The following is a 9,014-nucleotide window of genomic DNA, read 5'->3' as shown; positions in this document are numbered from 1 at the left end:
GGGGACAAGCCGATCTACAGTCGGCTGCTCTACCAGGCTGAGCTAAGGGCGGGCATCTCAACGTAGCGCCGCTGTGTGACTTAAGAGTTACTCATCCGGGACAGAATCACCCTGATCCCGTCACTTGGTCTCACGCGGTTCACTCGCAGATCTGCTCCCCAGAATTGCTTCCGTCGTGCGGTCGATCTCTGCTTGGACTGACTCGAGTTCCGGGATCGTCTTCTGGTTGTACGTGCGTTTCGAGCAATCAACGTGCTCGGGCACGATGTCGTGTGCCTGGCTACTCAATTCCGCAAGTCGGAGCTGTTGAGGCGCTGCCGACCACTCTGGGAGTGCCAGTTTACCCACCGTCGACTTCGAGAGGCTGGATTTCCCGCCAGAGGATATGTCGCGCAGACACCGCTGATACGGTGCCGAGTTCAGTAGCCCACACAGGTAGTGTGCCTCTCGTTCGTCGTCAGTCCCGACGAACATACAGTGGTCCCCCGGGACGACGGGCTTCTCGCCGAGCAGGGGGTCGGTGACCGACGAGACGACCGCGAAGTGTGGTTTGAACCCCAGGCGACACCAGACGACTTTGTACTCGGTCCACGTGTACGGACCGAGGCCGAACAGCGAGTAAAAGGGACCGCCATCGAACCACGAGGACCCCCGATCGACAAGGCGCTGACGGTGGGCATCGAGGTATGCGTACGTCGCCGGCGTCTCGCGCCGCAAGTCCGCTTCGTTGTCTTCGCCCGCTCGCCGCTGTGGGACGAGATGGTGACCATAGCCGAACAGCCCGTACTTCACGATGTGCCTTGATTTCAGATACGGGTAGACGTGTGTTGGTTCGATCTCGTGCCGGTCGATGGTCTCCCGGTCGAGCGAAAACACCGCCTTCGCGTCGTCTTTCACGCCGTGACGGATTCGATACGCGCTCTCACCGAGCACACGGCGTTCGGCGTCCGAACGGATCCACGCCGAGGTCGGCTCCGCGGGGTTCGCAGGGACGAGCCGGTCCGAAGATTGGTCGAATGACGCCCGCATCGCCTGCAGTGAGTCGAATATGCTCGTGGACTCTGCTGCTTCCGCTGCGGATCGGGGGTCAGCATCCCCGCCTCGTGGGCTCCATCGGATTGTTGGAACGCCATCAGCAGTTGTCGCCGCTGTCGAGTCGGCCCCGACGTCGAAGGAGAATAGCGCGGTCCCGGCGTCGACTCCCGGGAACGGTGACAGCGAACCGAAGTCGTGGACGCGGTTGTGGATAATCGGTCGGCCTCCGAGTTCCTGCCGCCGGATGCGTTCCCCGGCGGGCCCGGTGAGTAGATCCCGCTTCAGGACGACCGCGGCCCGGCCCCCGTCGCGGAGGTACCGATCGAGGCACACCCAGGCGTAGGGGACGGAGAGGTCGTCGTTGGCGTATCCGAGTCGCGCCTCGACGCCCTCACGGTTGAACAAATCGAGTGACGGATCGGCGATCGGGCCCTCGCGCCACTGTGACTTCACCCGTTCGGAAAGCCCGTCCCACGTCAGCCAGGGCGGGTTCGCGACGAGTACGTCCGCACGTCGGCCCGCCAGCGGTGGATCGTCGACCGTCGTTTCCACGACGTCGCCGAGGACCACCCGGGGACGGACGTTGACTGGGCCGTCGATTCTTTCGAGGAGTGGGCGGACCGCGAGAGCGACCGCCAGTCTCGATGCACGGACAGCGGTCGGGGAGACGTCGAACCCGCGGACGGCGTCCACGACCTCCTGAAGTCGATACCGATTCGTCACATCAAGGGAACTATTCGCCGCCGGTTCATCGTCGGTCGCCTCTCCGTTGGACTGCCTGCCCTGATCGAGTAGTCGAGTGATCGCCGCGTCCAGAAACGCCCCCGTACCGCATCCGGGGTCCAGCACGAGGGGAACCGATTCGTTGTCGTCGAGTACACTCTGTCCTTTAGCAGTCTCTCTCGTGATCGGTTCGTCCGAGTCCCGGTCCGTCCGTAGTCCCTCCTCGACAGCGAGCGTTGCGAGTCCGGGTGGCGTGTCGTATCGTCCGAAAGCACGGCGAGCGGCTGGGGAGACGCACGCGCGGTGAAGATCAGCCACTGCGCCCGGGTCCACAGCGGGCACAACTCGGTCGAGCACATCGTTGAGCGATCGGTCGGGGCCGAGTCGTGAACGCACGAAAGTGTGGACCGTCTCGAACTCGGGATCGAACTGAATCGCTGCGTCGGTAGCGAGCGGGCGGGTAACCGCGCAGTCGTATCGATCCTCGATCGATTCGAGCAGACGGACGAGCAGATAATCGAACGTGAGCGTCTCTACGAACAGTTCACGAGCAACGGCACGCGTCGATGCTTCGGGATCGACAGCGACGCTACCGGTGTCAGTCGTGCTGTCGGTAACTGCTGCGAACACGTCTCCGTGTCGGTCTCGGACGTACTGCTTCCAGGCATCGAAAGTGGGCTTGACCTTCGTAGCGTCCAGTGATTCTTTCAACAAGCGACGATACTGGTCGAGGTGAGAGTTGCTAGCCAGTCTTTTGCTTTCGATACGAGCGTCGGTCTTGCGCCTCTCGTCGACGTCGGTGTCAGAAGTGTGGTCATTGTCGGCACCGTGAACCCGATCAGCGTCGATATCGCGACTGCGACCACTGTCGCTGTCACGACTGTGATCAGTCATCGGCGCTGTCCGACTCTCCCGACCCTCCGGCGCCCGATCGGTCCGACCGGCCGGAATCTGAATCCTCAGTAGCCACATCCCGGTCGGGCGAATCATCCTGCTCAGAGAATTCGTCGCCCTCGGACGCTTCATCCGAATCTGCGGGTGCGTCGCTGTCGCTTCGGTCGCGTTCCGTCACGCGGATGCCTTTCTCGGCGAGGTGTCGCATCTGTCGCTGGGCGAAGTCCTCTTCGGACGTCCCACGGGTCGCCAGGACGTACACCCGGGAGCCTCCTGCGGGACGCATCGTCCGACCGGCGCGCTGGGCGCCCTGCCGTCTGGATCCGCCGAGGCCCGAGGCGACGATCGCCAGTTCGGCGTTGGGGAGATCGATACCTTCGTCGCCGACGCGCGAGACCACGAGCGTTCGGCGGTCACCCTCCCGGAAGGATTCGAAGACCTGTTCGCGGCGGTAGTGCGGCATCTCACCACTGACGAAGGGGACATCGAGTGCCTCCGCGAGTTGTTCGCCTTGATCGAGCCAGTCGACGAATACGAGCGTCTTCGCATCGGGGTGGGCCCCGAGGAGACGACGGGTCTCGTCGATCTTTGCGGGGTTCTCGCCCGCGATCCGGTGCCGATCCCGGCCGTGGGCGCTCGCCCATTCGTTTCGAGCGAAGTCGTCGCTCCAGGGCACGTAGCGGATCTGCACCTCCGGCTCCTGGACGTAGCCGGCGTCGAAGAGTCGGGACCAGTCGGTGCCAATCGGTGGCCCGATGAGCGTGAAGATTTCCTTTTCTTTGTCGTCCTCGCGGACGGGCGTCGCTGAAAGACCCAACCGGTGTTTGGTCTGCAGGTCCGCGCTCCGACGGTAGATCCGCGACGGAATGTGGTGGACCTCGTCGTACACCACGAGACCCCATCCGCGGGAGTCGAACAGTGAGCGGTGGCGGTCCATCCCGGCGGTCTGGTACGTTGCGATGGTGACCGGGCGTATCTCCTTCTGTCCGCCGTGATACTCGCCGATCTGGTCTTCGGACAGGGTGGTGTGGGCGAGCAGTTCTGTCCGCCACTGGGAGGCGAGTTCGCGGGAGGGTACGAGAATCAGCGTCTCGCCACCGACGGCTGCGAGCACGCCGATCGACGTCACGGTCTTTCCCGCGCCGGACGGCCCGACGAGAACCCCCGAACGCTGATCGAGGAACCGATCGACCCAGTCCTGTTGATACTCCCGGAGTTCGACGGTCAGGTCTGTTTCCAGGGGGTCGCCCGTGTCGAGGTCACGATCGTCCTCGATGGGGTAGCCTGCCTCGTAGAGAACGCGTTTGATCGCCGCCTCTTCGCCCTCTCGAACCCAACTCTCCGTATCGGAGATCGGCGCGACCAGCTGTTTCTCGTCGAGTTTCTGTCGCGCGACGTTGCCCATCAGACTCTCTGAGGCAGCCTCGAGGACCACGTAACCGTCCTCGTGCGTGCTTAGTCGGAAGCGGTTCGCGCGCTTCCACTGCGACTCGACCCACTCTTCGAGTTGCGGTGATCGCCGCGGAAGGACCGAGCGAATCACTCCGAGTAGTTCCTCGAGACCGTCGAACGGAGCCTGCCAGATGTCTTCCTGCCTGACCTCGTAAATATATCCGCGGGTGTCGGTCTCGCGGTCCACTGTCGTCCGCGCCCTCTCGCCGGTCGAATCGACGAGATGGGCGAACTGCGAGAGACGGGCGCGGGTGTACTGCGTGGGCTGGTCGACGACGATCTCGCGGCGTTCGGGAAAGAGGACGATCCGTTCCCGTTCCGCCAATTTCCCCCACTCGGTGGGAAAGTACACTACTGGGTCGGCTTCGACGTTGACGCGTTCGACCGCTCCAGCGTCCGTCAGTCCATCGAGATCCGCAGCCGCGTCCGCCTGCGTCGTCCCGAGCCGGCGAGCGACCGCGGAGGCGGTGGCGAGCGGTCGTCCTTCCGCCTCCAGTACGTCGTGAAACCGGTCGAGGTCGATTGTCGTCGCGTCGCCGCGGTTTCTGGTGTCTCCATTTCGGGACTGATCCGCTCTCCGCGAATCACCTCCGGTTCGGCCGTTCTCCTTATGTTTCGGGTCGCGCATCCCGTCCTCGTCCGTCATCGTCTGCTGCAACGGCTCCGGCCGGGAAACGGTTTGCGACTGGGGTGAACCCGGTGCCGAGCGGGTGAGTGTACGTGTGTTGCTACCAGTGAGCCACACCACGTTTCCGGTGAACCGAAGCGGTTACAACGCCTCAATCGGGACGACTGGTGGCCGCGTGTTGTACTGGTGATTACACTGAGACACACACCGTGTTTCCGGTGAAACGAGTATTCTCGACACGGGGTCGGCGGCTCCATTCGGGACGCGGAACTGTGGAGGTCATAGTCAGAGACACACCGTGTTTCCGATGAATGGCAGGTCGATACCTCCTAACGCTGGAGAACCATAACCGGCTGCACCATCCCGTACAACCGCCTCTATGAATCCGTCAGTGACGGCATCTCTCGGCAGACACACCGGATTTCCGGTGAAACAGGCCGGAGTCGTCGGCGTGTCAGTCCGGGCGCTGACAGAATCCTCCGTTTTCACCGTGGAAGGTTCTCGTGTCTATCGTCGAAGGTCCTCATATTCGTCATCGAAAAACGACCAGAGCAACCCAATCCTGACCTTTGAAAAACAACAATTAAATAGTGGTGTCTCGTCAAACTTCACTGGCAACGTCGCTACTTATAAAAACAGGGACGAAGTCGTCTGTAGGTGCAGACGAACCGACCCCTGTTATTCCGGACGTCCGTTCTACGTCCCAATGTCCTGACATCGCATAGCAAGACGGTATCGCTTCCCCCGAGGTGCACTGTATAGACGCCGTTGCTCGTTCGAAAAGTTTCGCTTCTGTACAGCACACCTCGTTTCCGGTGAAACTGAACCCCCGTTTCGACTACCCCTCCACCCCTCCTCTCACTGTTTCACCGGAAACCCGGTGTGTGTGTCATCAGTCTCCTCCTGACATCCTCGCCTGCCGAGGAAGTGACTCGAAGAGTGTGGATGCGGCGTTGGATCCGTCGAATCCCTGGATCCCCACGGGGGACGAATAACAACGCATTTCACCGGAAACGAGGTGTCCTACAGTATGCCGAATGCCAGCGACGACCTCTTCACTCGAGAGGACCCCATCTTCTCTAACAAGGAACTCCTGGAGATCAATCACCTCCCAGGCGAGGGCCGGATCGTCGGCCGCGACGACGAGATCTCGGACCTCGCTGCCGCCGTCAACCCCGCCATCTTCGGTCAGAGTCCGAGCAACGTGCTCATCTACGGGAAGACTGGCACGGGGAAGTCTCTCTGTGCGAAGTACGTCTCCCAGCGACTGGTCGCCACCGCGGGCGAAGAAGACGTCACGGCCACATTCGCGTACGTCGATTGCGCGCAGGACACCACCGAGACCCAGGCGGTGCAGACGATTGCCGACGGTGTCAACGAACCCTCCGAGACGGGGATCAAGGTCCCCGACAAGGGACTCAGCACCTCAACGTACTACAAACGCCTGTGGCGCATCCTCGATGCCCGCTACGACGTCGTCTTGATTCTCCTCGACGAGATCGACAAACTCTCCGACGACGACATCCTGATGCAACTCTCGCGTGCCGGCGAGGCCGGGAAGATCGAGCGGTGCAAACTCGGCGTCATCGGGATCAGTAACAAGATCCAGTACAAAGATCGGATGGACGAACGGGTCAAATCCAGTCTGTGCGAGCGGGAGTTCGTCTTCCCACCGTACGACGCGAACCAACTCCGCAATATTATGGACGCCCGATCTGACGCGTTCCGCGAAGACGTCCTCGACCCATCGACGATCCCGCGTGCGGCAGCCCTCGCTGCACGAGAACACGGCGATGCGCGCAAAGCGATCGACATCCTTCGATATGCCGGTGAGATTGCTCAATCGAAAGGAGCACAAACGGTTCGCGAGGAGTTCGTGACTCAAGCCCGTGAGCGGGCCGAAACGGATCGGTTCCGCGAACTGATTCGAGGCTCGACGCCTCATTCTCGGTACGTCTTGCAGGCGCTCGCTGTCCTCTCGCTGTCGAGTGACCGACAGGAGGGGTTCCGGACCAGCCGAGTGTACGAGGTCTATGAGAACATCTGTGACGGACAGGGTTCCGATACGTTATCGCTCCGTCGGGTCCGGGACCTGCTGAAGGAACACGCTTTCCTCGACATCATCGAACAGTCGAAACACAGCGGCGGGAGCGCCGAAGGAAGTTACACGAAACACCAACTGCTCGAGGATCCGCAAGTCGTGAAAGACGTGCTGACCGAAGGCGACGACCGCTGAGTCGGGAACAATGACCTCCGAGTGGATACCGATGTCCTGTGCGTCGGGAGTACTGCCCGCTGAGCCGACGGTGAATACGCTCCAGCCGAGAACGACAACTCCCAGACGGCGGTTGCTTGAGCCCAATCACCGCCTCGGGGCATCGATCACGCCGCCGGACTCGACTCTTTTGATCACGACCACGGTTCGGCCTCCGCCTGGATCCGACTGAACGTTTGCTCGGCCCACGCGACGAACGCTTCGTCGTCAGAGTCCGCGCTGGCAACGAGATTCCCCTCGTCGTCATACGCTCCCACGTACGCGTGGCCGTCGATGATCATCAGACCGAACTCGAGTGGCTCCGGTGAGACCAGTAGCGTGAACCCCGGGAGTTCCTCCGCTCGGCTGAGCGCGTCCGGATACTCTGACGCCGACGCCGACAGGACATCCTGATCCACGATCAACTCAACTTCGCTGTCCTGCCCGATCACACGACCCGCAGCACGATTAAACACGCGGCTGACGATGGGCGTGACCCCTCGAAACGTCTCGACGGTGCCGTCATCCACGACTGCGAGGAACCGTTCGATCGGTGCGTGTGGGCTCTCTACGGTTGCCTTCGCTGCTGTCGCCCCCGAGAGGAGCGCACAATCGAGGTTGGGCGCGGATCCTCGCAGATTTGCGAGAAACTTCCGGAACTTATCAGAAACCTCGATACAGCGTTCGAACTCCTCGTAGCTCTCTGCGATGAGTTCGCCCGCCCGCGTGAGACGATACCCCTCCTTGGTCGAAACCTTCTCCGCCCAACCGCGCTCGACGAACGCCGAGACGGTCCGCTGCGCTGTCTCACGCGCGCACGAACACTCCTCGGCTAATGTTGTCGGCGTCGCGGTAGTCGTCCGGAGGGCGTGCAGCACTGCTATGCGGACCTCCGACCCGGTAATGAACGCGATGTCCTCGTGTGCAGTCATCTTTGACTCTCTATGGACCGAACTCGATCACGCTATCAATCGCCCGTTTGGATCGTCGTCCAGGCGATCCCCCAAGGGTTTCGTGGACGTTATCCGAGCAGACCGAGATCATCAATCCGCTTGACGATTTCCTCGACGGCCGTCTTCGCGTCGTCTGTCCGCTTGCCGCCTGTGATCACGATCTTGCCCGACCCAAACAGCAGGATGACGACCTCGGGTTCGTCCATTCGGTACACGAGTCCGGGGAACTGCTCGGGTTCGTACTCGACGTCCTCGAGACCGAGGCCGATTGCGAGGGCGTTGAGGTTGAGGTTGTGACCGAGATCCGCACTCGAGACGATGTTCTGGACCGTGATCTCCGGATCCTCGTCGACGGGGATACTCAGCCCGCGGAGTTTCTCGAAGATGATCCCGAGTGCCTCGTGGACGTCGTCAATACTTTTTGCGCCCGTGCAGACGATCTTCCCGGATCGGAAGATCAGCGCCGCGGCCTTCGGTTCCTGCGTTCGGTAGACGAGCCCCGGGAAGTTGTCTGGATTGAAATCGGCTCCGGGAAGGTCCTCTGCGAGCGCTTCGAGGTCGAGTTCCTGGCCGATTCCGGTCGATGCAACGACGTTCTGAATCTCTATCGAATCTGCCGGCGCACTCATACTCTGTCGGATTATCTTCGCCCTTCCTTATAAAGGCCCCCGTTATAAAACACCTGTACTCCGACAAGCGTTACTTCGAACTCAAATCGGTAGTTCCCACCCACCATCGAGATGCGAGCGAGTAGTTTACAATCGTCTACCCCGAATCGAATGCTGTCGGTGTTGTTAGATGAGCACACATATCTGACACGTATTTTCGAAGATCGTTCGAGATCAACGGGGTTAAGTACAACCCACACATTTAGCTGTGATACGAAGAACGCAACGCGACTGCGGACGGTTGAACTCCGTTCGCGCTCGCACACCGACTTCCGCGGCGCGCTATGCTGCGAGACGAAACGGATTCAACGGGTTTATACCCGTACGTCGTTTCGACTGAGTCGGACACGAAATGAGGATTCCACCCCTGCGGTCCGCCGTACAGATGGAATCTGATGTTAGCCTTG

5 protein-coding genes are annotated in these 9,014 nt (G+C 61.2%); 1 reads left to right on the top strand and 4 read right to left on the bottom strand.

Annotation, left to right across the window (positions count from 1 at the left end):
* Positions 1 to 120: 120 nt before the first annotated feature.
* Both ABEI27_RS11695 and ABEI27_RS11690 read right to left on the bottom strand, forming a co-directional pair.
* A complete protein-coding gene (locus ABEI27_RS11695; RefSeq protein WP_375799584.1) occupies positions 121 to 2,469 on the bottom strand; it encodes a type I restriction endonuclease subunit M in 2,349 nt (782 codons plus the stop codon).
* 175 nt (positions 2,470 to 2,644) lie between these two features.
* Positions 2,645 to 4,750: a DEAD/DEAH box helicase gene (locus ABEI27_RS11690; RefSeq protein WP_375799583.1), complete on the bottom strand. Its 2,106-nt coding sequence runs from the start codon at positions 4,748 to 4,750 to the stop codon at positions 2,645 to 2,647.
* A gap of 1,012 nt (positions 4,751 to 5,762) precedes the next feature.
* Here ABEI27_RS11690 and ABEI27_RS11685 point away from each other — a divergent pair.
* Entirely contained in the window at positions 5,763 to 6,968 is a 1,206-nt protein-coding gene (locus tag ABEI27_RS11685) for a Cdc6/Cdc18 family protein (protein WP_375799582.1), read from the top strand.
* Positions 6,969 to 7,141: 173 nt separating this feature from the next.
* On the opposite strand, the gene ABEI27_RS11680 is transcribed toward ABEI27_RS11685, so the two are convergent.
* Together ABEI27_RS11680 and ABEI27_RS11675 are read right to left on the bottom strand one after the other, a co-directional pair.
* On the bottom strand, positions 7,142 to 7,918 hold the full coding sequence (locus ABEI27_RS11680) for a helix-turn-helix transcriptional regulator (RefSeq protein WP_375799581.1): 777 nt from the start codon (positions 7,916 to 7,918) through the stop codon (positions 7,142 to 7,144).
* An 89-nt stretch (positions 7,919 to 8,007) separates the two neighbouring features.
* Positions 8,008 to 8,568, bottom strand: a complete 561-nt coding sequence (locus ABEI27_RS11675; protein ID WP_089769931.1) for a TATA-box-binding protein — start codon at positions 8,566 to 8,568, stop codon at positions 8,008 to 8,010.
* Between the last annotated feature and the right edge of the window lie 446 nt (positions 8,569 to 9,014).

Source organism: Halobellus sp. (genome assembly GCF_042218505.1).
Classification (GTDB): Archaea; Halobacteriota; Halobacteria; order Halobacteriales; family Haloferacaceae; genus Haloquadratum.
The sequence above is the reverse complement of the archived record's forward strand: the minus strand, read 5'-3'. Positions and strand labels throughout refer to the sequence as shown.

What these genes read in the sequence shown, in the direction of transcription:
- ABEI27_RS11685 (WP_375799582.1), top strand. Translation starts at nt 5,763, where the DNA reads ATGCCGAATGCCAGCGACGACCTCTTCACTCGAGAGGACCCCATCTTC.
- ABEI27_RS11680 (WP_375799581.1), bottom strand. Translation starts at nt 7,918, where the DNA reads ATGACTGCACACGAGGACATCGCGTTCATTACCGGGTCGGAGGTCCGC.
- ABEI27_RS11690 (WP_375799583.1), bottom strand. Translation starts at nt 4,750, where the DNA reads ATGACGGACGAGGACGGGATGCGCGACCCGAAACATAAGGAGAACGGC.
- ABEI27_RS11675 (WP_089769931.1), bottom strand. Translation starts at nt 8,568, where the DNA reads ATGAGTGCGCCGGCAGATTCGATAGAGATTCAGAACGTCGTTGCATCG.